We start from the raw sequence: 22,058 nt of genomic DNA, 5'->3' as shown, positions 1-22,058 counted from the left end.
AAGACTGAATGCATCCGTGCCTGGAAGCAGGTGGACCATGAGCAGCATCGAAGTGTCGGTCGAGGTCCGAGTACCCGTCCGCACCGCGTACGACCAGTGGACCCAGTTCAAGAGCTTTCCCCGGATCATGAACGCCGTGCGGCGGGTGGACCAGGTCGGCCCCGCGATGACCCGGTGGAAGGTGAAGACAGGACTCTTCACCAAGGAGTTCATGGCCGAGATCGTGGAGCAGGAGCCGGATTCGCACATCGCCTGGCGCACTGTGGGGCGCAACCCCTGGCTGTGGGGCGAGGTGTCCTTCCGCGCGGCCGCGCCGGACCGCACCGTCATCACGGTGAACATGCACATCGAGCCGCGCGGGCTCAGCGGCCGGCTGCCGGACTCGGCGGGCCGGGCGCGCAAGCTCGTCCGCGAGTCGCTGGAGAACTTCAAGGAGTTCATCGAGGGCCTCGGTGACGCCAGCGGCGCCTGGCGGGGCTCCATCCACAACGGCCGGGTCACGCCCTCCGAGCCGGACCCGCCCAGGAGCCGCGTCCCCAAGTGGCCCGTCGGCTGACCCCGGACCGACCCGCCACACCGGACGACCGAGCGGCCTTCTGCGTGCCGCAGGACAGAGCGAGAGGCATTTCCCATGAAGAAGGCGCCCAAGCACGAGCCGGACGAACCGCTGACCGTCAGCCCGCCCAAGAAATGGGCGGCGGGCGTCCCGGCGGTGACGCACGCCCTGGAGTACTCCCTCGACGAGGCATCGCTGCGCACCACGGCGACGACGCTGCTGACCATGAACCAGGTCGGTGGCATCGACTGTCCCGGCTGCGCCTGGGCCGACCCGGCACCGGGCCACCGGCACATGAACGAGTACTGCGAGAACGGTGCCAAGCACATCAACGACGAGGCCACCGGGCGCCGCATCACCCGCGAGTTCTTCCGCGCCCACCCCGTCTCCTGGCTCAACCAGCAGTCCGACCTGTGGCTCAACCAGCAGGGCCGCCTCACCGAGCCCATGATCAAGCGGGCCGACTCGGACTACTACGAGCCCATCAGCTGGGCCGACGCGCTGGACCTGCTCGCCGACGAGCTGAAGTCCCTGGACTCGCCGGACGAAGCCTGCTTCTACACCTCGGGCCGGGCCAGCAACGAGTCGGCGTTCGTGCTCCAGCTCTTCGCCCGCGCCTTCGGCACCAACAACCTGCCCGACTGCAGCAACCTGTGCCACGAGACCAGCGGCTTCGGCCTGCACGAAACGCTCGGCACCGGCAAGGGCACCGTCTCGCTGGACGACATCTACCAGTCCGACCTGATCTTCCTCGTCGGCCAGAACCCGGCGACGAACCACCCGCGCCAGTTGTCCGCGCTCGAGGAGTGCAAGGACAACGGCGGCAAGATCATCGCGGTGAACACGCTGCCCGAAGCCGGCCTGATGCGGTTCAAGAACCCCCAGCAGGTCCGGGGCGTGATCGGCGACGGCGTCAAGATCTCCGACCTCTTCCTGCACATCCGCAGCGGCGGCGACCTGGCCCTGTTCCAGGGCCTCAACAAACTGCTGCTGGAGGCCGAGGACGCCGCGCCCGGCACCGTGCTCGACCACGACTTCATCGCCGACCACACCTCCGGCTTCGAGGAGTTCGCCCAGCACGCCCGCAGCGTCTCCTGGGACGACATCCTCACCGCCACCCAGCTCACCAGGGAGCAGATCGAGGAGGCCCACGACTACGTCATGCACGCCAAGAGCGTCATCGTCTGCTGGGCCATGGGCGTCACCCAGCAGCGGCACGGCGTGCCGACCGTCCGCGAGATCGTCAACTTCCTGATGCTGCGCGGCAACCTGGGCCGGGTCGGCTGCGGCGCCAGCCCCGTGCGCGGACACAGCAACGTCCAGGGCGACCGCACCATGGGCGTGTGGGAGCAGATGCCCGACTCGTTCCTGGACGCGCTCAAGTCCGAGTTCCGCTTCGAGCCGCCCCGCCACCACGGCTACGACGCCGTGAAGGCCGTCAAGGCGATGGCCGAGGGCAAGGTCAAGGTGTTCCTGTCGCTGGCGGGCAACTTCGTACGCGCCGCCCCCGACACCAACGTCACCGACGCCGCCATGCGCCGCTGCAAGGTCACGGCGCAGATCACCACCAAGCTCAGCAAGGCGCACACCGTCACCGGCGAGACCGCGCTGATCCTGCCGTGCCTGGGCCGCACCGAGATCGACATCCAGGCCGGCGGCGTCCAGTTCGTCACCGTGGAGAACACCTCCAGCGAGGTGCACACCTCCTACGGCAAGCTCCGCCCCGCCTCCCGGCTGCTGCTCAGCGAGGTCGCCATCCTGTGCCGGCTGGCCCAGCGCACCCTCGGCGACCGGGTCGACATCCCGTGGCTGGAGTTCGAGGCCGACTACGGCAACATCCGCGACCGGGTGGCCCAGATCATCCCCGGCTTCTACGACTTCAACCGGCGGGTCTCCCGGCCGGGCGGCATCAAGCTCCCGAACCCGGTCAACGAGGGCGTCTACGCCACCGCCACCGGCAAGGCCATGTTCACCGTCAACCAGTGGGACATGTCCGCCGCGCCCCCCGGCCACCTGGTCCTGCAGAGCACGCGCTCGCACGACCAGTGGAACACCATCCCGTACACCAACAACGACCGGTACCGCGGTATCCACGGAAGCCGCAACATCATCATGGTCAACCCCGAGGACATGGTCGATCTCGGGCTGGTCAGGGGGCAGTTCGTCGACATCATCGGCGTCTGGCACGACGACGTCGACCGCCGGGTGGAGGGCTTCGAGGTCATCCCCTATCCCACCAGCCGGGGGTGCGCGGCCGCCTACTACCCGGAGGTGCAGCCGCTGATCCCGCTCGACAGCGTCGCCGAGATCAGCAACCAGCCCACCTCCAAGGGGTTCGTGGTCCGGCTCGAACCGGGCAACCCGCCTCCCGGCACCAAGCCCACCCGTTGGCACGAGTGACCCCCGCCGCCGCTGCCGCCCTCACTCCGGGGGCGGCAGCAGCGTGCCCAGGGGGCCCAGGTCGAGGTTGAGGTCCTCCATCGTCAGGCCGTAGCGCGCGCACAGCCCGGTCATGCGGTCGTGCAGGAGCATCAGCGTCGCGCCCAGGCGCTCCTCCTCCTCCTCGGTCAGATCGCCCTCGTCCACACGGTTGAGCGCCTGGCGCTCCATGAGCTGACGCAGCAGCTCGACCAGGGTGAGGACCAGCTTCATCAAGTCCCGCTCCACCGTGTCGGGATCGGCGGTGATCCGGCGCGCCGGTACGGACGCCCGCTCGCCGGAGGCGGGCAGGTCGGCGGGCGCCGCGGGGAGCAGCCGGAACGCCCGCTCGGCCGCCGCCGCGACCTCCGCCCTGCGCCGGTCCGGGCCGCCGCGCTCCTCGTCAGCCGTCATGTTCGCCCCGCTCCGTGATCGGCCTCGGCTCCGCGAACGGGGAAGGCACCTCCGAGCTGATGGACACGATCAGCGCCCGCAGCGACACCCGTACCAGATCGATACCGGCGATGGAGAGCACCACGTCGCCGGTGAGGACCACCCCGCCGCTCAGCAGACGGTCCAGCAGGTCGATGAGCGCGACCTGTCGCTGCGCCAGCGGCTCGGTCGCGGCTTGCCGGTCGGGCGTGGTCACGGCCCGGCCCCCGCCCCTTCGCCGGTCTTCTCGGGCGCCATGGCGAACGAGTACGGTGCCCACGGCCCGGTGATCTCCACCCGCACACCCGCGAGCCCGTCCGCCGCCCGCGCCACCTCCGCCCGGAACGCCTCCCCCTGTTCCAGCGGCACCAGATACGCGTCGTTGACCACGTTCTCGCCCGCCGCCTCGGCGAGTGCCCCCTGCTGCACCCGGTGCCGGGCCCGCTCGCTGGCGTACGCACGCCCCGCCGCCTCGATGCCCTCCGCCGCCCGCTGGGCCGCCTGGTGGGCGGTGTCCCGATGGCGCTGCTGCTGCCGGCGGCCGCGCAGATACGAGCGTCCGGGGCTCAACTCCGCGTCCGGCTGGGCGGCGGGCGTCTCGGGAGCGGCCGAGGGGTCCACGTAGACCTTCACGCCCCACTCGACGTGCCCCGCCAGCCGCGCCAGCCGGTCCGTGAACAACTCGCGTCCGCTGTCCAGTACTTCGCGCGCCCGCGTGTCATCGAGATACACGGTGGCCAGTCGCAGCGGGAGGACCGTGGTGTGCGCCGCCACTGCCTCCACGACCCCGTGGTGGGCGCGGGCCACCGCCGTCAGCCAGTCCATGTCCTCCAGCCGCCGACGCAGCGCCTCCTCCCGGAAATCCTCCGCCGGCACCCGGCTCGCCACCAGTGCCAGGCCGTCGCCGCCGGGCACCAGGTGCACAGGGGCGCCGACCACGCCCTCCAGCGCTGCCAGCCGCTCCGCCAGGGTGTCGTCGGCGCGGGTCACGCCGTAGACGTAGGTCATGGGGTCACTCATGGCGGGCCCGCTTCCGGCGGCGGGCGGGGCGTGGCTCGGGCTCCGGTTCCGGTTCCTCTTCCTCCACCTCGACCTCTTCCTCCTCTTCCTCCGCCTCGGGCTCCTCGGGTTCCTCTTCCTCCCACTCGGCCTCTTCCACTTCCTCCTCGGGCTCGTCCTCCTCCCCCTCGTCGAGCACCTCCGCTTCGTCCGCGAGAAGCTCCTCCGGCTGTCTGAGCGCGTTCAGTTCGGCCCGCAGGCGGCGGTTCTCCTCGGCGAGCGAGTGCTCATCACCTCTGGCCCGCGAGGACAGCGAGGGATCGTGCTCCCACCAGTCGATGCCCATCTCCTTCGCCTTGTCGACGGAGGCGACCAGCAGCCGGAGTTTGATGGTCAGCAGTTCGATGTCGAGCAGGTTGATCTGGATGTCGCCCGCGATCACGATGCCCTTGTCGAGGACGCGTTCGAGGATGTCGGCGAGGTTGGCGGACGAGCCCTGCCCGTACGGCTGCGCCGCCCGCGAAGGGGAGGAGCCGAGCCGGTTGCCCAGTGGTTCACTCACGATGGTGGCCTCGTGTTCCCTATTGCGTGCTGGATCAGGGCTGCTGGTTCCGGAAGTTCCGTATCTCCTCCAGCCGGTCGAGCAGTTCGTCCTCACGCCGGTCGAACGTCTCCTCGTCGATCTCACCGGCGAGCAACTGCTTCTCCAGCGCCGCGAGTTCGCTCTGGACGGGAGCGGGGTCGTAGTACTCGTCCTCGGCCGCCTCCAGGACGCGTTCCATCACCCAGCCGACACCGCGCACCGGCGCCAGGGGGAGGGTGACGATCTGGGTGAACAGGCCCATGATGTCTCTCGGTTCTCGGTTCTCAGACGAAGCTGTAGGGCGGAAGCGGGCCGTTCAGCCGGAAGTCGAGGCCCTCACCCAGTTGATGGGCGACGCTCAACTCCGTGGTGAGGAAAGCCTCTTCCTGATCGTCGGCCACCAGGAAGGACACACTCAGGAAGTCCGAGCCGGTCGGCTGCGAGGAATCCACGTCACGCGCGAACGGGCGCAGTGCCTCCACCACGCCTGCGGCCAGCGCCTCCTGACGGGCCTGTACCTCCTGGGCCACCAGCTCACCGAGCCGCACCGGTGCGGAAGGGTCGTCCGACCCGTTCCGGATCTCGTCGTTGAGCTGCCGCGCGGCAGCCGACTCGGTGAGGATCTGACGCAGCAGGGAGTCCTCGTCCTGCGCCACCTTCAGGTGGTACTCGGTACAGCCCTCCAGCTCCCGGAGCCGGTCCGCGTACTCCTCGGCCCGCTCCTCCAGCGCGGCCCGTACCTCGTCGTCGCTCGCCGCCACCAGACCGAACCGCAGGGGCAGCACGGTGCCGTCGGCCATCAGCCGCTCCTGCACCTCCTGGTGCGCGCCGACATCGCGGCGCTTGGGGCGCAGGTCCTCGGGCGCGTCGCTGACCACCGCGCACAGCGAGCCGGCGGTCACCGCCCGCAGGGGGCCGGGGGATTCACCGACGCCGCGCAGGTCGTCGAGGCGCAGCGGGTGCTGCTTGCCGGTGACGGAGTAGACGTAGACGCCCATCGCTCATTCCCTCTCACGGGTCGAGGTCCGCTTGGAGGCGCGCTTGGCCGGCCGCCGTTTCCGTGCGGGCTCCCGCTCCTCTGCCGTGTCTTCTTCGGTCTCCTCGTCGCTGTCACCGCCGGTGACGGCCTTGAGAGAGTCGGTGACCGCCTCGGCGGCCCCGCTCAGCGCGCCCTTGGACTTGCCCTTGGCGCCGCTCTCCACGGAGTCGCCGACGATGTCGGTGAGCTGGGCCGGCGCCTTGCGCCCGGCCTCCAGGTCCAGCCGGTTGCAAGCCTCCGCGAAGCGCAGGTACGTGTCGACGCTGGCCACGACGACGCGAGCGTCGATCTTCAGTATCTCGATGCCCACCAGTGATACGCGGACGAAGATGTCGATCACCAGTCCGCGGTCGAGGATGAGTTCCAGGACGTCGTAGAGGCTGCCGCTGCCACCGCCTCGGGTGACATTGCCTCCGCCTTGCGGCACCACGGTCATGGTGCCTCCCTTCACCGGCGGGTCTCAGCCGCGCCGGTCGATCTGCCCCCGGGTGTAGCGTCGCGTGCGCTCGTAGGACACGAGGTCGCCCTCCTTGTCGAGGGTGACGCGGTAGGTCGCCATCACGCTGGTCGTGTCGGGCACTCGTTCCAGTTCGAGCACCTCTACGTCGGCCTCCCAACCGTCGTTCGTCGGTTTCAGCGCCGAGATCGAATCCGGGGCCCGGCCGATCAGTTCCGTCAACTGCTCGGCGGCGATCCGCATCGCCCAGGCAGGGCCTTTGGCGGGGCGGCGACGCGGCTCACCGGCCGGACGTCGGCCCGAGGCGCGACTGCTGCCCGCCCGCCGCTTGGCGGGCTCTTCTGCTGCGGCCATGGTCTCTCCGGTGGTCGAAGCGGTCTCTCCGGTGTCGGAGCGGGCGCCAGATTCCACGCATGAACATACAATTTCAGCATATAGGGTTATACGTCGCCTCAGCGTCGGTCGGCTCCCCAGTGGGCTCGCCGGAACTGCGTGTGCGGCTCCCGCGGAGCCTCGGCATGGCACAGGGTGCGTGCGATCCCTTCTTCCTCGATCGCGGGCCGGATCGGGGTGCGGGCCGTAACCCGGTTGTCTCCCGACCTTTTCCGAAGGGAACCGGTTCATGAATGACAGCACCAAAGTCGCTCTCGCCACCGCCGTCGCGGGTGGCTACGTACTCGGACGCACGAAGAAGGGACGCCTCGCCTTCGCCCTGGCGACCTATCTGGCCGGACGGCGCACCGGGCTCAATCCCCAGGCACTTCTCACCGAGGGTCTCGGCAAGCTGGGCGAGATACCGGGCGTCGCGGAGCTGAACGAGCAGGTGCGAGGCGAACTCCTGAACGCGGGACGCAAGGCGCTCACCGCCACCGCCGACCGCCGCCTGGGCGACCTGGCCGAGTCCCTCCGCGAGCGCACGCAGCGCATCGGCCAGAAGCCGGAGAAGCCGGAGGAAGCAGAGGAAGAGGAGTCCGAGGAGCCGGAGGAGCCGGAGGAGCCCGAGGAGCAAGAGGAGGAGGAAGGCGAGTACGAGGACGAGGTGGAGGAGCCGGAGGAGTCCGAGGAGCCCGAGGAGGAAGAGGAGTTCGAGGAGGAGGGCGAAGAAGTAGAGGAACCGCAAGCGGAGGAGGAGGAACCCGAGGAGGAAGAGGAGGAGGAACCCGAGGAGGAAGAGGAAGAGGAAGAAGAAGGCGAGGAAGGCGAAGAGGAGCCCGAGGAGGAGCCTGAAGAGGAGGAGGAGCCGGAGGAGGAGCCCGAGAAGCCGTCACCGCGCCGTCGGTCCCCCGAGAAGAAGGCCCCCGCCAAGAAGTCGGCTCCGGCGAAGAAGGCTCCCGCCAAGAAGGCCCCGGCCAAGAAGGCTCCCGCCAAGAAGTCGGCCCCGGCCAAGAAGGCTCCCGCCAAGAAGTCGGCCCCGGCCAAGAAGTCGGCCCCCGCCAAGAAGACGGCGGCCAAGAAGACGGCCGCGAAGAAGGCCCCCGCCAAGAAGGCTCCGGCGAAGAAGTCGGCCGCCAAGAAGACCGCTGGGCGTCGGAGGTAGGCCATGGCAGGCAAGGAAGACGTCAAGGACGGTGCCGGCTCCGGCCTGGAGATGCTGCGGAGCGAAGTCGGCGACTACCTGGGTGCCCAGGCGGAACACCTCGTGGGCAAGACGGGGGAGAAGCTGACGGGCCTGACCCAGAAACTCCTCGAATCGGCCAGTGGTGACGGCGGCGGTGGCGGCGGCTTCATCCAGGGTGTCGGCAGCCGCCTTCTCCAGGGCGAATCGCCGTTCAAGGCGATAGTCGCCGAGAAGGCCGGGGACGTCAAAGACAAGGTGGTGGACAAGGCGAAGGGCCTGTTCGGCGGCAAGAGCAAGGGGAAGTCCGGCAGCGCCAAGGTGATGAACATCATCGAGGTGCTGGACATCGGACGGCCGCTGCGCACCACCTACGACCAGTGGACCCAGTACGACGAGTTCAGCGGCTTCACCAAGGGCGTGCTGAGCGTCGCCCAGGGCGACGAGGTCACCAGCGACTGGAAGCTGAAGGTCGGCCCCTCCAAGCGCAGTTACAAGGCGACCGTCCAGGAGCAGATCCCGGACCAGCGGATCGTCTGGACCTCCGAGGGCGCCAAGGGCACCACCCACGGCTGTGTGACCTTCCACGAACTCGCCCCCGAACTGACCCGCATCGTCCTCGTCGTGGAGTACTCCCCGGTCGGCTTCTTCGAGAAGACCGGCAACATCTGGCGCGCCCAGGGCCGCCGTCTGCGACTGGACTTCAAGAACTTCCAGCGCTACGTCAGCTTCGCCGACCCGGACGACGTGGAGGGCTGGCGCGGCGAGATCCGCGACGGCGAGGTGGTCCGCACCCACGAGGAGGTCGTGGAGGAGGAGGAACAGGAAGCGGGCGAAGAAGGCGAAGAAGGCGAAGAGGGCGAGGGTGACGAGGAGGAGTACGAGGACGAGTACGAAGACGAGGAAGAGGACGACGAAGCCCCCGACGAGGAGGACGACTACGAGGACGAAGAGGAAGAAGAGGACGAGGAGGGCGAGGAAGAGAGGTGACTCCCGCGCACCGTTCGCCGGGCGCGCCCGCCCCACCACGGCGGACGCGTCCGGCGAGCATGGTCAGCGCCGGTCCAACTCCCTGAAGAACGCCCGGACATCCCCCACCAGCAGCTCCGGTTGCTCCATCGCCGCGAAGTGCCCGCCCCGGTCGAACTCCGTCCAGCGCACGATGTCGTCGTGCCGCTCCGCGAGGTGCCGCAGCACGATGAAGTTCTCGCGCGGGAACGCGGCGAACCCGGTCGGGGTACGGGACGGCTCGGGCGGCCGGCCCCAATAATCCGCGTGGGCACGCTCGTAGTAGATGCGCGCGGACGAACCCGCCGTTCCCGTCAGCCAGTACAGCATCACGTCGGTGAGCAGATGGTCGCGGTCGACGGCGTCCTCGGGGCGGTCCACCGAGTCCGTCCACTCCTTGAACTTCTCCACGATCCAGGCCAGTTGCCCCACGGGGGAGTCGGTGAGGGCGTAGGAGAGGGTCTGCGGGCGGGTGGACTGGATGTCGGCGTACCCCTGCTTCTCGCGGCTCCACACCTTCATCCGCTCCCAGGAGGCGAGGGTGCGCGCGCGTTCGGCCGGGCTCAGCGCGGCGAGTTCCTCCCCGGTCGGCTCCGCGGTCGCACCGGCGCCGGGGATGAGGTTCAGGTGGACGCCGACAACGTGCTCGGGGCGGATACGGCCCAGCTCGCGGGAGACGGCCGCGCCCCAGTCGCCGCCCTGGGCGCCGTACCGCTCGTAGCCCAGGCGGTCCATCAGCTCCGCGAAGGCCGCCGCCGTCCTGCGGTACTCCCAGCCGGGCTCGCGGGTGGGGCCGGAGAAACCGAAGCCGGGGATGCTCGGCAGCACCAGATGGAAGGCGTCGGCCGGATCGCCGCCGTGCGCGCGGGGGTCTGTCAGCGGGCCCACGATCCGCTCGAACTCGGCGAAGGAACCGGGCCAGCCGTGCGTGACGATCAGCGGGGTGGCGTCCGGCTCGGGGGAGCGGATGTGCGCGAAATGGATGTCCGCGCCGTCGATCGTCGTCATGAACTGCGGCCACTCGTTCAGCCGGGCCTCCGCCGCCCGCCAGTCGTACCCGTGCCGCCAGTACTCCGCCAGCTCGCGCAGATAGTCGCGCGGAACGCCGTAGTCCCAGCCCACCCCCGGCAGTTCGTCCGGCCAGCGGGTGCGGTCGAGGCGGTGGCGCAGGTCCGCCAGCTCACTTTCCGGGACGTCGATGCGGAACGGTCGGATACCGGGCTCCGGTGCGATGGTCATGTCGGCGCAGCCTAGGCGCCCTGATCCACGCGGGCAGGATCATTTAGGCGGATCTCAGATCATCAGCGCCACCGCCATCGCGAGCAGGCCGACCGCCACCAGGGCCACCACCAGCATGATCAGGGTGAGCGGTACCGGCCCCCACGCCCGGCGCGGCTCGGCATGGGAAATGCCGGCCGAGGTGCTGCTCTCGCCGGGCGGGGTCTCGTTGGGCGGCACCCGGGGCCGCTCGGGTTCGGGGCTCGTCATGACGGCCACTCCTCTCCTGGGCCGGGCCGTGTCGGTGACCGAGTACCCCTGGGCCGAACGGCTCTCGCCGGGCCCGGCCCGTTGTTCCGGCCGGGCGGGCCGGGTACGAGCCCTGCATGGACGGCTTCGACGTGGACCCGGCGTTGCGGGAAGCACTGGACCGGCTCACCCTGCTGGACCAGACCGCCGCCGTACTGGCGAGCACGCTCGACGCGGTGGAGGGGATCAGCCGCGTGTGCCGGGTGCTGGTGCCCGCACTGGCCGACTGGAGCGTGGGCGACCTGATGGACGAGGCGGGCCGGCTGGAGCGCGTCAGCGTCACCCGCCGGGAACCGGGCGCCCCGATGGTCGGCATGACCGGTGTACTGCCCGGCGTGGGGGAGGACTCCGACGACCCGTGGTCGCGGGTGCTGCGCGGGGCGGGCGCGCTGCTGTTGTCCGCCGAGCAGTTCGAGCCGGACCCGGAGACGTCCGACCCGCTCCACGCGCTGAACAGCGAGCTGTTCGGGCGGCTGGGCGGCGGCTCGGGCATCGTCGCGCCGCTGCGCGCCCGGCGACGGGTGCTCGGCGCGCTGACCCTGGTGCGCGAACCCGGCCGGGCCCCGTTCGGGGAGGGGGACCTGGCGCTGGTGGAGGGGCTGGCGCACCGGGTGGCCCTCGCGGTGGACAACGCCCGGCTGCACACCGAGGTGCAGACCATCGCCGAGCGCATGCAGCGCTCGCTGCTGCCCCGCCTGCCCGTCATCGACGGCCTGCGCATCGCCGCCCGCTACGTCCCCGCCACCTCGTCCGCGCAGGTGGGCGGCGACTGGTACGACAGCTTCGTGCTTCCGCAGGGCGACATCTCGCTGATCATCGGCGACGTCACCGGTCACGACCTCCAGGCGGCGGTCGCCATGAGCCAGATCCGCAACATGCTGCGCGGCATCGCCTGCGACCGCCAGGAGCCGCCCGGAAGCATCCTGCGCCGGCTGGACCTGGCGATGGCCGTCCTCTACCCGCACCAGACCGCCACCTGCGTCTACGCCCTCCTCAAGGGCGAGGGGAACGGCCGGTACCGGCTGAACTGGGCGTCCGCCGGCCATCTGCCGCCGATACTGGTCACCCCGGCCGGGGACACCACGTACCTGGACGCCGCCCGTGGCATGGTGCTCGGCGTCGACCCCGAGGTGGAGCGGGCCGGCGCCAGTACCGCGCTCCCGCCCGGCGGCACCGTGCTGCTCTACACGGACGGCCTGGTCGAACGGCGGGGCGAGTCCCTCGACCACGGCCTCATCCGGCTGCGCCAGCACGCGGCCACCCTGGTCGACCAGGACCTGGACGTGATGTGCGAGGAGCTGCTCACCGGCCTCGCCCCGCACGCCGAGGACGACGTGGCCCTGATCGCCCTGCGCCTGTCCAGCTCCACCCTCTGAGGCGGGGCGGGGCGTGGGAAGCGGGTCCGCGTGGCGCCCGCCCTGTGTGCGAGGGATACCCACGGCACGGCAAGGACTGACGGCGGACCTTGGCGCAGTGTCCCGAGCGTCTCGCGCTGCCGGCCAACTGGTGTCGTCCGCCGGATGACCCGGTTACGGACCGCCGCCCCTCGGGTACCCGGCGGGACACGAGGGCCGCGCCGGGTGAGGGAGGGCGACGTATGACCGCCGAGGGCCACACGGTGCGCGCCGGGCGCCGTACCGTCGAGCTGCACCGGCCGGACAAGGTGCTCTTCCCGGCCGACGGTGACCACCCGGCGTACACCAAGGCGGACCTCGTGGCGTACTACCGCGAGGTGGCCCCCTTCATGCTGCCGGGGCTGCGGGGGCGGCCGCTGATGCTGGAGCGGTATCCCGACGGGATCGACGGGCCCCGGTTCATGCAGAAGAACACCCCCGAGTACTACCCGGAGTGGATCACGCGGGCCGAGGTGCCCAAGGAGGGCGGCACGGTCTGCCACACCGTGTGCGACAGCGCCGCCACCCTGCTCCACCTCGCCGACCAGGCATGCCTGACCCCGCACCGCTGGCTGTCCCGCGTGGACCACCTGGACGAGCCCGATCTGCTGGTCTTCGACCTCGACCCGGCCGAGGGCGCCGACGACTTCGGGCGGGTGCGCGAGGCGGCCCACTGGCTCGGCGAGGTGCTGGAGGAGCTGAAGCTGCCCTCGGTGCTGATGACCACCGGCTCGCGCGGCCTGCACGTCACCGTGCCGCTGCTGGCGAGGCAGGACTTCGACGAGGTGCGCGGCTTCGCCCGTGACGTGGCCGACCTCCTCGTCGCCAGGCACCCCGACCGGCTGACCACGGCCGCCCGCAAACGGGACCGCGGCGACCGCCTGTACCTCGACGTGCAGCGCAACGGCTACGCCCAGACCGCCGTCGCCCCGTACGGCGTGCGCGCCCGCCCCGGCGCCCCCGTCGCCACCCCGCTCGCCTGGGACCAGCTCGACGACCCGGACCTCGGCCCCCGCCGCTGGACCATCGCCGACGCCGTCGACCAGGCCCGCACCCACCCCTGGCCCGCCCTGCGCGGCCACGCCCTGGCCCCGGCCCGGCGCCGGCTGGCGGAGCTGCGTTCCTAGTTCCCCTGAGGGTGGCGGCTCAGTTCTGGCGGGCGTGCACCGGGCTGTTGGCCACCTCGTCCGGGCACTTCTTGTGCGAGCGCCGGCCCGGCCGGTCGCGGCGCCAGTCGAAGGCGGCGAGCGCCAGGGACGCGGCCATGCCGATCAGCGCGGCGGCCAGGGCCGTCACCAGGGCGGTGCGGTAGTCGCCGCCGGTGCCGCTGAGCACCACGTAGAACAGGCCGGGCAGCGCGGCCGTGCCCACCGCGGCGCCGAGCCGCTGCCCGGTCTGGAGCGCGCCCCCGGCCGCGCCCGCCATGCGGACGGGGACGTCGCGCAGGGTCATGGTGATGTTGGGGGACACCACGAAGCCGGAGCCGATACCGCCGACGAACAGCACCGGCGCGGCCACCCAGGGCGCGATGTCGAGCGGCGCGAGACGCAGCAGCAGCGCGGTGCCGCCGAGCCCCACGATCACCCCCACCAGGCCACACACCGTCAGCACCCGGCCGAAGCGCTCCACCAGCCGCCCCGCGAGCACGGCCGCGCTCGCCGAACCGAGCGCGAACGCCGTCACGGCGAGGCCCGACTTGAGCGGGGAGTAGCCGAGCCCGTGCTGGTAGAACAGCGCGAACACCAGCCAGACCCCGCTGAAGCCCACGAAGTACAGCGTGCCCACCCCGGCGCCGACCGCGTAGCCACGCACCATGCTGAACAGCCGCGGATCGAGCAGTGGCTGCTTCTCGCGGGCGACCAGGCGCCGCTGCCACAGCACGAAGGCGGCGAGCAGCACCACCGCGACCGGGAACAGCCACCACAGCCGCGCGAGGCCGCCCGAGTCCGCCTGGACCAGCGGATACATCAGCGCCAGCACCCCGGAGCCGAGCAGCAGGATGCCCGGCACGTCCACGCTCCCGCGCCCCTTGCGCTCGACGCGGGGCAGCAGCCGACGGCCCAGCAGGACCGCGAGCAGCCCGATGGGGACGTTGACGTAGAAGATCCACCGCCAGCCCTGCTCGCCGGAGGCCAGGGCGAGGATGGCGCCGCCGGTGATCGGGCCGACGGCGGAGGAGATGCCCACGGTCGCGCCGAAGAAGCCGAAGGCCCGACCGCGCTCGGCGCCCCGGAACATCTGCTGGATCAGTGCCGAGTTCTGCGGTGCCATGAACCCCGCCGCCAGCCCCTGGCAGAGCCGGGCCAGCACCAGCAGCGTGATGTCCGGAGCCGCGCCGCACGCCGCGCTGAAGATCACGAACCCGCTGAGCGCCAGCAGGAAGATGCGGCGCCGGTCCAGCGCGTCGCCCAGCCGCCCGGCGGTGACCAGCGCGAGCGCGAAGGTCAGGGCGTACCCGGAGACCACCCACTGCACCTCGGCCGGGGTGGCGTGCAGGTCCCGCTGGATGGTGGGCAGCGCGACCGCGACGATCGTCACGTCCAGCAGGCTCATGAAACCGGCGACCAGGGTCACCCACAGGGCCCGCCACCGGCGGGGGTCCGGCTCGTACCCGTCCTCGGACGCGGACGGCCGGCCGTCGCCCGCCGTCGATGCCGACGCAGTCACCAGGGCTCCTCTCACCGGGGACGAACACCGGGCATCCGAGTTCCCCCGGAGGCTCCTGGCACGCACCGGCACTCGTACGGCCCCTTTTCGATCACCCTCGGTAGCAGGCCGGACGCGCAGTGAAGAGGATCGTTTGAGCGCGCGCTGACTGCGCAGGTGTTCTGCTTGAAAACGTGTACGGCGAAAGGAACACCCATGGCGGCCCTCGACAACGAAGATCCGGTGGACCCCGGCGCGGTCAGACGCCATCGTGTGCTGTTCCGCGCGATCGAGCGGCGGCGCAACCCCAAGCTGCGCCGCAGCGACATCACCGTGACGGACCAGGCCGCCGTGAAGCGCGCCACCAAGGCGGCCGCGCTCGGCAACGCCATGGAGTGGTACGACTTCGGCATCTACAGCTATCTCGCCGCGACCCTCGGCAAGGTGTTCTTCCCCTCGGGGAGCGACACGGTGCAGTTGCTCAGCTCCTTCGCCACCTTCGCCGTCGCCTTCCTGGTGCGTCCGCTCGGCGGCATGGTCTTCGGGCCGCTCGGGGACAAGATCGGCCGTAAGCGCGTCCTGTCCATGACCATGATCATGATGGCGGTGGGCACCTTCGCCATCGGGCTGATCCCCTCGCACGCCGCCATCGGCCTGTGGGCCCCGGCCCTGCTGATCCTCTTCCGGCTGATCCAGGGCTTCTCGACCGGCGGCGAGTACGGCGGCGCCTCCACCTTCATCGCGGAGTACGCCCCCGACAAGCGGCGCGGTTTCTTCGGCAGCTTCCTGGAGTTCGGCACGCTCGCCGGATACGTCGGCGCCTCCGGCCTGGTCGTCGTCCTGAGCACCGTGTTCAGCGAGGACCAGATGCTTCACTGGGGCTGGCGCATCCCGTTCCTGGTCGCGGCGCCGCTCGGCTTCATCGGCCTGTACCTGCGGCTCAAGCTCGACGAGACCCCCGCCTTCCAGAAGCTGGAGGGCGGCAACGTCCGGGCGACCGAGGCCGCCGACGCCGTGGAGAGCTCGGCCACCGCCGACCTCGGCAAGATCTTCACCCGGTACTGGCGTCCACTGGTGCTGTGCCTCGCGCTCGTCGCGGCGTACAACATCACCGACTACATGCTGCTGTCGTACATGCCGACCTATCTCTCGGACGAGCTGGGCTATCCCACCAACCACGGGCTGCTGATCCTGCTGCTGGTGATGGTGCTCCAGATGTGCGTCATCAACCAGGTCGGCCGGCTCTCGGACCGCTTCGGGCGCAAGCCGCTGCTGATGGCCGGGATGCTCGGGTTCGTCTTCCTGTCCGTGCCGGCCTTCCTGCTCATCCGGCAGGGCAGTGTCGTCCTCATCGCGGTGGGCCTGCTCCTGATGGGCCTCTCCCTCGTGGCGATGCTCGGCACGATGTCGGCGGCGCTCCCGGCGATCTTCCCGACCCAGGTGCGCTACGGCTCCCTGTCGGTGGCCTACAACCTCGCCACCTCCATCTTCGGCGGCACGACCCCGCTGGTGATCACCTACCTGATCAGCGTCTTCCACACCAACCTCATGCCCGCCTACTACGCCACCGCGGCCGCGGTCGTCGGTGTGATCGCGGTGCTGTGCATGAAGGAGACGGCCAACAAGCCGCTCGCGGGCTCGCCCCCGGCCGTGGAGACGGAGCAGGAGGCCGCGGAGATCGTCGAGGCCCAGGCCCCGGCGCCCAAGTTCTGACCCGCATCGGACCCCGGTACGACGGAACGCTCCCAGCCATCGCGGCATGGGGGCGTTCCGTCGTCTCCGGCCGAAGCGCCTACGGCTTGATGCCCACCGCGGTCCACAGGCTGACCTCCGCGTCCGTGGCGGTCGGCTCGGCGTCCGGGCGCCAGCGGTGGCCGACCTGGACGCCGGGCTCCAGCAGCTCCAGCCCGTCGAAGAAGCGCGCCACGTCCGCGCGGGAGCGGAACTGCACCGGCGTCCCGGCACCGTTGTAGATGTCGGTGACCTTCTGCCAGGTCGGCGCGTCGAAGTCGGGCGTGCAGTGGCTCAGGGCCAGCGCGCTGCCCGGGGGGAGCACGTCCAGCAGCCGGCTGACGATCCCGTACGGGTCCCGGTCGTCCGGCACGAAGTGCATCAGGGCGTTCAGGGACAGCGCTACCGGCTGCTTCATGTCCAGCACGTCGGTCAGCTCGGGGGCGTCCAGCAGCGACTGCGGGTCGTTGACGTCCGCCTCTATGTACGCGGTGCGCCCCTCGGCGGTGCTGCGCATCAGACGCTCGGCGTACTTGAGGACCAGCGGGTCGTTGTCGGCGTACACCACGCGCGCGTCGGCCACCACGGTCTGGGCGACCTGGTGCAGGTTGGGCTCGGTGGGGATGCCGGTGCCGATGTCCAGCCACTGCCGGATGCCGTGCTCCCGGGCGAGGACGCGGGTGGCGCGGTGCATGAAGGCACGGTTCTCGCGGGCGCACACGAAGATGCCGGGATAGGCCGACGCCACCGCCTCGGCGGCGTGCTTGTCCACTTCGAAGTGGTCCTTGCCGCCCAGGTAGTAGTCGTACATCCGGGCGGAGTGGGGCCTGCTGGTGTCGATGTCCCGCGCCGCGTGTGAGTCGGTCATCCTGTCCCTTTTCGGTGTGTGCGTGGGGGGAGAAGTCAGCCGTTGGTCAGATGGTCCGCGAGGCCCCGCTTGACCCCCGCGACGAACGCGGTGATCTCCTCCGGGGTGTAGATCAGCGCGGGTCCGGCGGGGTCGGTCGACTGGCGCAGCGCCACCCGGCCGTCGGCGAGCTGCTTGGTCTGCACGCACTGGCCGCCGTTGGGGCCGCTCCACGGCGACTCCCAGCCCTGCTCGCCGAGTTCGGAGGCGGGCATCCCGTTGTAGGCGTGGCCGCGGCCGTCGATGGTGGTCATGAGTACTCCTTGCGCATGCGGTTCAGGAGTGCCCTGCTCTGCGCGTCGGAGGACAGCAGGGACATGCGGTTGTGCGCCTCCAGATGGGCGACGACGTCGGAGCGCTGGTCCAGGTACATCGCGCCGGAGAGGATCTCGCTGTAGACGATGTCCGGCAGCTCCGGCTCCTCGAACCGGAAGTACGTGAACGGCGCGCACGCCCCCACGTGGGCGCCGGCCGCGAACGGCACCACGTCGACGCTGACGTGCGGCAGCTCGGAGAACTCCAGCAGCCGGTCGATCTGCTCCCGCATCACCTCGGGCCCGCCCACCACCCGGTGCAGCACGGCCTCCTCCATCACGACCCACAGCGTCGGCGAGTCGGCGCGCTCCAGCAGGGCGCTGCGGCGCAGCCGCAGGTCCACCCGGCGCGCCAGGTCCTCGTCACCGTCGTTCGGGAAGCCGCCGCTCAGCACGGCGCGCGCGTACGCGGGGGTCTGGAGCAGGCCCGTCACATAGTGCGGCTCGTAGGTGCGCAGGGTCTGCGCGCCCGTCTCCAGGCTCACGTACGCGCTGAACCAGCCCGGCACCACGTCGCGGTAGGCGTGCCACCAGCCGGGCTCGTTGGCCCGCTCGGCGAAGGCGACGAACTCGTCCCGCTCCTGCCCGTCGGCGCCGTACGTCTCCAGCAGCTTCTCCACATAGAGGGGCTTGAGCGCCACCTCCGCCTTCTCCAGCCGGCGGATGGTCAGGGTCGTGACCCTGAGCGCCCGCGCCGCGTCCTCAAGCGAGACGCCCGCCTCCTGGCGCCGCTCCTGAAGTCTGCGGCCCAGGACCATGCGCAGCACGGTGGGCGCACTTCCGGCGCTGCCCGCGCTCGAACGGCCTTCACTCACGCCCTACCTCCTGATGGGCTGTCACTCGTAAGAGTGTGACAGGGAGTTGGTGAATCAACCAGACGGATAGCGGCTCTCTGTAATTATCAGGGAGTCGGTTGCAGCCTGAACTCGGTTGCGAGCATAGTTACTTGAGTGACCGCCTCACGGAAGGCAATCATCGTGACCCCCACCACGACCTCGTCACCGGACCTGTTAGACGTAGCGGACCCGGACCAGACGCACTGGATCACTTTGCGCTCGCACCATTCCAGCGTCCGGATCGCGCGCCGCTCCATGCGGGACCGGCTGACCGGCTGGCACCTGCCCGCAGAGCTGCGCGCGGACGCCGTGCTGCTCGTCTCCGAGCTGGCGACCAACGCCGTCCTGCACACGTCCAGCGTGCGCATCCTCTGCGGCATCGGTCTCATCGCCCCCGGCCGGCTGCGCATCGAGGTGCATGACCACGACTACTCCGGCCAGGGCCTCACCCGGCGCGAACCGGGCCCCGACGACGAGGGCGGCCGGGGCCTGGTGCTCGTCGAGCAGCTCGCCGACTCCTGGGGCGTCGACCGCTCCCGGCTCACCAGCGGCAACGCGGTCTGGGCGACGCTGAGTCCCTGAGCCGGATCAGCCTTCGGCGGGCGTCAGTTCGGCCAGCAGCAGGGTGCGGTCGTCCGCGCCGCCCGTGCCGGAGGGCGCGTGCAGCAGGTGCTCGCACAGGGCGGGCAGATCGGTGCCCGACTCCGGGACGGCCGCGTCCAGGGAGTCGGCCAGGCGGGCTATCTGGTGGTCGATGTCGGCGTCGCGGGACTCCACCAGGCCGTCGCTGTAGAGCACCAGCAGCGCGGGCTCCGGGACGCTGAACACGGTCGCCTCGTAGTGGCCCGTGCCGAGCCCCAGGGGCAGGCCGGGCTCGGTCAGGGGGACCGGGGCGGTCCTGCCGTCCGGGCCGCGCAGCAGCGGGGGAGGATGGCCGGCGCTCACCAGGGTGCAGGTGCGCTCCTCCGGTGCCCACTCCGCGTAGACACAGGTGGCGAAGGAAGCGCCGGGCGTGTCACTGGCCAGCGCGTCCAGCCGTCGCACGAGATCCACCGCCGGTATGTCGAACCCGGCGAACGCCCGTACCGCCGTGCGGAGTTGCAACATGGCGACGGCGGACTCCGGGCCGTGGCCCATCGCGTCGCCCACGATCAGGCCGACCCGCCCGTCCGGCCGCCGCAGCACGTCGTACCAGTCGCCGCCTATCACCGTGTCCTGGCTGGCGGGCAGCGAGCCGTGGCTCACCCGGCACCCCTCGAACCGCTGGAGCGCGCCCGACGTCAGGCTGTCCCGGATGGCCAGCGTGGTGCGCCGCTCGTGCTCGTAGCGGCGGGCGTTGTCCAGGGCGACCGAGGCCCGCGCCGCCAGCGCCTCCACGGCCGTCACCTCGGTGGACCCGAACGGCGCCCGGTCCGGACCGCGCGTGCACGCGACGAAGCCGATCGTGACCTCCCGCAGCCGCAGCGGCACGACCAGGAAGGACGCCGTCCGCAGCAGCTCGTCCATCCGCGCGTCCCCGTTGCCGGATGCGGCCAGCCGCGCGGAGGTGTGCGGGTCCACCGCGTCGAGCAACTGGGCCTGCCCGGAGGACAGCGCGCGGGCGTACGGCGTCTCGCGGGGGAAGACGATCACCTCGCCGACCGGCAGCAGCTTCTCCCAGTCCTCCCGCGCGTCCGCCCCCACCCGCAGCGCCAGCCGGTGCGCCTCGATGCGCGGCGGGTCCGGGTGCGCGCCCGCGTTCTCCCCCCGGCGCCACCGCTCCAGCAGGTACACCGAGGCCGCGTCAGCGAAGGCGGGGGCCAGCGCGTGCGTGAACTGGCCACCGGTCAACGGCAGATCGAGCGCGGAGCCGATCGCGTCGGTGGCGGGGGAGAGGAGCGGCCGGCGCGGCGAGGTCCGGGCGGCGGGCGGTTCGTCGATGCGGCTGCGCGGGTCGTTCCGCAGAGTCGTGCCTTTCCGGGGGTGAGCGCGACAGCCGCGCGACAGGCCGGAAGAGGCGGGGCGGGGCGTCGCTCGTCGTTCCGGGCAACTATATGATGCGTCGTCAAGTCGCGTGCGAGGGAAGGAAGTTGCGATGTCCGACAGCACGATTGCGGGTTCCGGGGCAGAGCCCGACAAGGCGAGCGTCGCCCGGATGTACGACGCGATGCTGGGCGGACAGCACAACTTCGCCATCGACCGGGAGGCGGTGGCCGCGTTCACCGCCATCGATCCCCAGGTGCGTACTCTCGCGCGGGCCAACCGGGACTTCCTCGGCCGGGCCGTGCGCTTCCTGATCGACTCCGGGATACGGCAGTTCATCGACCTCGGCTCCGGCATCCCCACCCAGGGCAACGTCCACGAGGTGGCCCAGGCGGCCGACCCGGACGCCCGTGTGGTGTACGTCGACAACGATCCCGTCGCCGTGGCGCACAGCGCGTCACTGCTCGCGGACAACCCGCACGCGGACATCGTCGACGGCGACATCCGCAGGCCGGCCGACATCCTCCAGTCGCCGCAGCTCCGCAAGCTGATCGACTTCGACGAACCCGTCGCCGTACTGATGATCACGATCCTGCACTTCATCACGCCCGAGGAGGACCCGCGCGCTCTCGTGGGCGCCTTCCGGGACGCGCTGCCCGAGGGGAGCTGGCTGGCGATGTCCCACGCGACCAACCAGGACCGCCCCGACACCGCCGCCGCCGTGGGACAGCTCTACCGGTCCCGCGCCACCTCCCCGGTGACCGCCCGCTCGTACGACGAGATCCTCGGCCTCTTCGACGGCTTCGACCTCGCCGAGCCCGGCCTGGTCCACGTCCCGCTGTGGCGCCCCGACCCGGCCGGGGCCCTCCCGGACAACCCGACCGAGTACTGGGTGTACGCCGGGGTCGGACGGACCACCCGCCGGTAGGGGATTGAGGCCGGGGCGCTCGGGCACTTGGTGGCCAGAAGGACGACGGGAGTTCCGCCGTCCGGCTGGTGGCAGGGGAAAGGCCGTGCTCATGGACAGAAGACCGACGCAGGCAGCGCACGATCCCGGCCGCGCCCCGACCCCGCCCCTGCTGCCCGGCGGCTACGACCCGGCCGACTACGCGGGGACCGTCGCCCGCAGCGCCGAGACGGCCGGGGTGTCGCCGGTGCTGCTGATGACCGTGCTGCACAACGAGGCGTACAAACCGCACCACCCGCTCCTCGAACGCCTCTGGCAGTGGTGGAAGCCCGGCGCGTCCTTCGGCGTGGCCAACATGCACAAAGGGGCCTTCGAGTCGGTCCGGCGCGCGCACGGCCTGTCGGGGAGCTGGGAGGACCTGCGGGACGACCCCGCGTTCGCCGTCCGTGTCGCGGCCCTGCATCTGAGGGACCTCGACCGGGCCCTTCCGGGTGCCCACGTGCGCCGTTACAGCCGCGACGAGCTGCTCGCCCTCGGCTACAACGCGGGCGAGCGCAACATGCGGGCCTTCGCCCGTGGCGTCCCGCCGGGGCCCATGGCGCGGTCGTACCTGCGGCGCTACCGCGAGTACCGGGGCCGGGCCGCCGACGCGCTGGCCGAGGGCGGCAGGCCGCGGGACCCAGACGCGGTGGCGGGCTGAGCGCCGACCGCCTCGGCCCACCGGATGCAGGCGGCCGGTTTCTGGGTGACGGTAGTCGGAGAGGCCCAGCCGGCGTGCCTCGGCACC

General features: G+C 71.0%; 25 protein-coding genes. 10 read left to right on the top strand and 15 right to left on the bottom strand.

Annotated elements, in window-relative coordinates; all coding sequences use genetic code 11:
* Positions 1-37 precede the first annotated feature (37 nt).
* A complete protein-coding gene (locus OG448_RS03635) occupies positions 38-556 on the top strand; it encodes an SRPBCC family protein (RefSeq protein ID WP_405551480.1) in 519 nt (172 codons plus the stop codon).
* A 75-nt stretch (positions 557-631) separates the two neighbouring features.
* Complete coding sequence (locus tag OG448_RS03630) at positions 632-2,956, top strand: FdhF/YdeP family oxidoreductase (RefSeq protein ID WP_405551479.1); 2,325 nt, start codon at positions 632-634, stop codon at positions 2,954-2,956.
* 21 nt (positions 2,957-2,977) lie between these two features.
* Here OG448_RS03630 and OG448_RS03625 read toward each other — a convergent pair whose 3' ends face one another.
* From OG448_RS03625 to OG448_RS03590, 8 genes are read right to left on the bottom strand one after another with little or no spacing between them, the layout of a single operon-like run.
* Positions 2,978-3,388, bottom strand: a complete 411-nt coding sequence (locus OG448_RS03625) for a gas vesicle protein K (protein WP_405551478.1) — start codon at positions 3,386-3,388, stop codon at positions 2,978-2,980.
* Complete coding sequence (locus OG448_RS03620; RefSeq protein ID WP_030816349.1) at positions 3,378-3,623, bottom strand: gas vesicle protein; 246 nt, start codon at positions 3,621-3,623, stop codon at positions 3,378-3,380. Before OG448_RS03620 ends, OG448_RS03625 begins: the two co-directional genes overlap by 11 nt.
* On the bottom strand, positions 3,620-4,426 hold the full coding sequence (locus OG448_RS03615; RefSeq protein ID WP_405551477.1) for a GvpL/GvpF family gas vesicle protein: 807 nt from the start codon (positions 4,424-4,426) through the stop codon (positions 3,620-3,622). Before OG448_RS03615 ends, OG448_RS03620 begins: the two co-directional genes overlap by 4 nt.
* Positions 4,419-4,967, bottom strand: a complete 549-nt coding sequence (locus OG448_RS03610) for a gas vesicle protein (RefSeq protein WP_405551476.1) — start codon at positions 4,965-4,967, stop codon at positions 4,419-4,421. The genes OG448_RS03615 and OG448_RS03610 overlap by 8 nt, the downstream gene beginning before the upstream one ends.
* A gap of 34 nt (positions 4,968-5,001) precedes the next feature.
* Positions 5,002-5,250 (bottom strand): gas vesicle protein GvpG, encoded by a 249-nt coding sequence (locus OG448_RS03605; RefSeq protein ID WP_391293766.1) that lies wholly within the window; start codon positions 5,248-5,250, stop codon positions 5,002-5,004.
* A 22-nt stretch (positions 5,251-5,272) separates the two neighbouring features.
* On the bottom strand, positions 5,273-5,986 hold the full coding sequence (locus tag OG448_RS03600) for a GvpL/GvpF family gas vesicle protein (protein WP_405551475.1): 714 nt from the start codon (positions 5,984-5,986) through the stop codon (positions 5,273-5,275).
* A gap of 3 nt (positions 5,987-5,989) precedes the next feature.
* Positions 5,990-6,463: a gas vesicle structural protein GvpA gene (locus OG448_RS03595; RefSeq protein WP_405551474.1), complete on the bottom strand. Its 474-nt coding sequence runs from the start codon at positions 6,461-6,463 to the stop codon at positions 5,990-5,992.
* Between the two features lie 24 nt (positions 6,464-6,487).
* Positions 6,488-6,838, bottom strand: a complete 351-nt coding sequence (locus OG448_RS03590; RefSeq protein WP_405551473.1) for a gas vesicle protein — start codon at positions 6,836-6,838, stop codon at positions 6,488-6,490.
* 268 nt (positions 6,839-7,106) lie between these two features.
* Here OG448_RS03590 and OG448_RS03585 point away from each other — a divergent pair, with 268 nt between their 5' ends.
* The gene (locus OG448_RS03585; RefSeq protein WP_405551472.1) at positions 7,107-8,021 is read left to right on the top strand and encodes a histone protein; all 915 of its coding nucleotides are present in this window, start codon (positions 7,107-7,109) and stop codon (positions 8,019-8,021) included.
* A 3-nt stretch (positions 8,022-8,024) separates the two neighbouring features.
* Positions 8,025-9,029, top strand: coding sequence for an SRPBCC family protein (locus OG448_RS03580; protein ID WP_405551471.1), 1,005 nt, complete (start codon positions 8,025-8,027; stop codon positions 9,027-9,029).
* A gap of 63 nt (positions 9,030-9,092) precedes the next feature.
* Here OG448_RS03580 and OG448_RS03575 read toward each other — a convergent pair whose 3' ends face one another.
* Both OG448_RS03575 and OG448_RS03570 read right to left on the bottom strand, forming a co-directional pair.
* A complete protein-coding gene (locus OG448_RS03575) occupies positions 9,093-10,286 on the bottom strand; it encodes an epoxide hydrolase family protein (protein ID WP_405551470.1) in 1,194 nt (397 codons plus the stop codon).
* A 54-nt stretch (positions 10,287-10,340) separates the two neighbouring features.
* On the bottom strand, positions 10,341-10,535 hold the full coding sequence (locus OG448_RS03570; protein ID WP_405551469.1) for a DUF6480 family protein: 195 nt from the start codon (positions 10,533-10,535) through the stop codon (positions 10,341-10,343).
* Between the two features lie 116 nt (positions 10,536-10,651).
* Here OG448_RS03570 and OG448_RS03565 point away from each other — a divergent pair, with 116 nt between their 5' ends.
* Positions 10,652-11,950, top strand: coding sequence for a PP2C family protein-serine/threonine phosphatase (locus OG448_RS03565; protein WP_405551468.1), 1,299 nt, complete (start codon positions 10,652-10,654; stop codon positions 11,948-11,950).
* A gap of 221 nt (positions 11,951-12,171) precedes the next feature.
* Complete coding sequence (gene ligD / locus OG448_RS03560) at positions 12,172-13,095, top strand: non-homologous end-joining DNA ligase (protein WP_405551467.1); 924 nt, start codon at positions 12,172-12,174, stop codon at positions 13,093-13,095.
* A 19-nt stretch (positions 13,096-13,114) separates the two neighbouring features.
* On the opposite strand, the gene OG448_RS03555 is transcribed toward ligD, so the two are convergent.
* Positions 13,115-14,635: an MFS transporter gene (locus OG448_RS03555; protein ID WP_405551466.1), complete on the bottom strand. Its 1,521-nt coding sequence runs from the start codon at positions 14,633-14,635 to the stop codon at positions 13,115-13,117.
* 195 nt (positions 14,636-14,830) lie between these two features.
* Here OG448_RS03555 and proP point away from each other — a divergent pair, with 195 nt between their 5' ends.
* Positions 14,831-16,327, top strand: coding sequence for a glycine betaine/L-proline transporter ProP (proP, locus tag OG448_RS03550; protein ID WP_405551465.1), 1,497 nt, complete (start codon positions 14,831-14,833; stop codon positions 16,325-16,327).
* A gap of 79 nt (positions 16,328-16,406) precedes the next feature.
* Here proP and OG448_RS03545 read toward each other — a convergent pair whose 3' ends face one another.
* From OG448_RS03545 to OG448_RS03535, 3 genes are read right to left on the bottom strand one after another with little or no spacing between them, the layout of a single operon-like run.
* Positions 16,407-17,213 (bottom strand): SAM-dependent methyltransferase, encoded by an 807-nt coding sequence (locus OG448_RS03545; protein WP_405551464.1) that lies wholly within the window; start codon positions 17,211-17,213, stop codon positions 16,407-16,409.
* 35 nt (positions 17,214-17,248) lie between these two features.
* The gene (locus OG448_RS03540) at positions 17,249-17,506 is read right to left on the bottom strand and encodes a DUF397 domain-containing protein (protein WP_391293792.1); all 258 of its coding nucleotides are present in this window, start codon (positions 17,504-17,506) and stop codon (positions 17,249-17,251) included.
* Entirely contained in the window at positions 17,503-18,381 is an 879-nt protein-coding gene (locus OG448_RS03535; protein ID WP_405551463.1) for a helix-turn-helix domain-containing protein, read from the bottom strand. The genes OG448_RS03540 and OG448_RS03535 overlap by 4 nt, the downstream gene beginning before the upstream one ends.
* A 162-nt stretch (positions 18,382-18,543) precedes the next feature.
* On the opposite strand from OG448_RS03535, the gene OG448_RS03530 reads away from it, so the two are divergent.
* Positions 18,544-18,984: an ATP-binding protein gene (locus tag OG448_RS03530; protein WP_405551462.1), complete on the top strand. Its 441-nt coding sequence runs from the start codon at positions 18,544-18,546 to the stop codon at positions 18,982-18,984.
* Positions 18,985-18,990: 6 nt separating this feature from the next.
* Here OG448_RS03530 and OG448_RS03525 read toward each other — a convergent pair whose 3' ends face one another.
* Positions 18,991-20,232, bottom strand: a complete 1,242-nt coding sequence (locus tag OG448_RS03525; RefSeq protein WP_405551461.1) for a PP2C family protein-serine/threonine phosphatase — start codon at positions 20,230-20,232, stop codon at positions 18,991-18,993.
* Positions 20,233-20,476: 244 nt separating this feature from the next.
* On the opposite strand from OG448_RS03525, the gene OG448_RS03520 reads away from it, so the two are divergent.
* Both OG448_RS03520 and OG448_RS03515 read left to right on the top strand, forming a co-directional pair.
* Positions 20,477-21,292, top strand: coding sequence for an SAM-dependent methyltransferase (locus tag OG448_RS03520; RefSeq protein ID WP_405551460.1), 816 nt, complete (start codon positions 20,477-20,479; stop codon positions 21,290-21,292).
* A gap of 91 nt (positions 21,293-21,383) precedes the next feature.
* Positions 21,384-21,971: a lytic transglycosylase domain-containing protein gene (locus OG448_RS03515; RefSeq protein ID WP_405551459.1), complete on the top strand. Its 588-nt coding sequence runs from the start codon at positions 21,384-21,386 to the stop codon at positions 21,969-21,971.
* The last annotated feature ends 87 nt before the right edge of the window (positions 21,972-22,058 follow it).

The organism is Streptomyces sp. NBC_01171 (genome assembly GCF_045039805.1).
Classification (GTDB): domain Bacteria; phylum Actinomycetota; class Actinomycetes; order Streptomycetales; family Streptomycetaceae; genus Streptomyces.
Note: the sequence above shows the minus strand (reverse complement) of the source record. Positions and strands in the feature narration are given on the sequence as shown.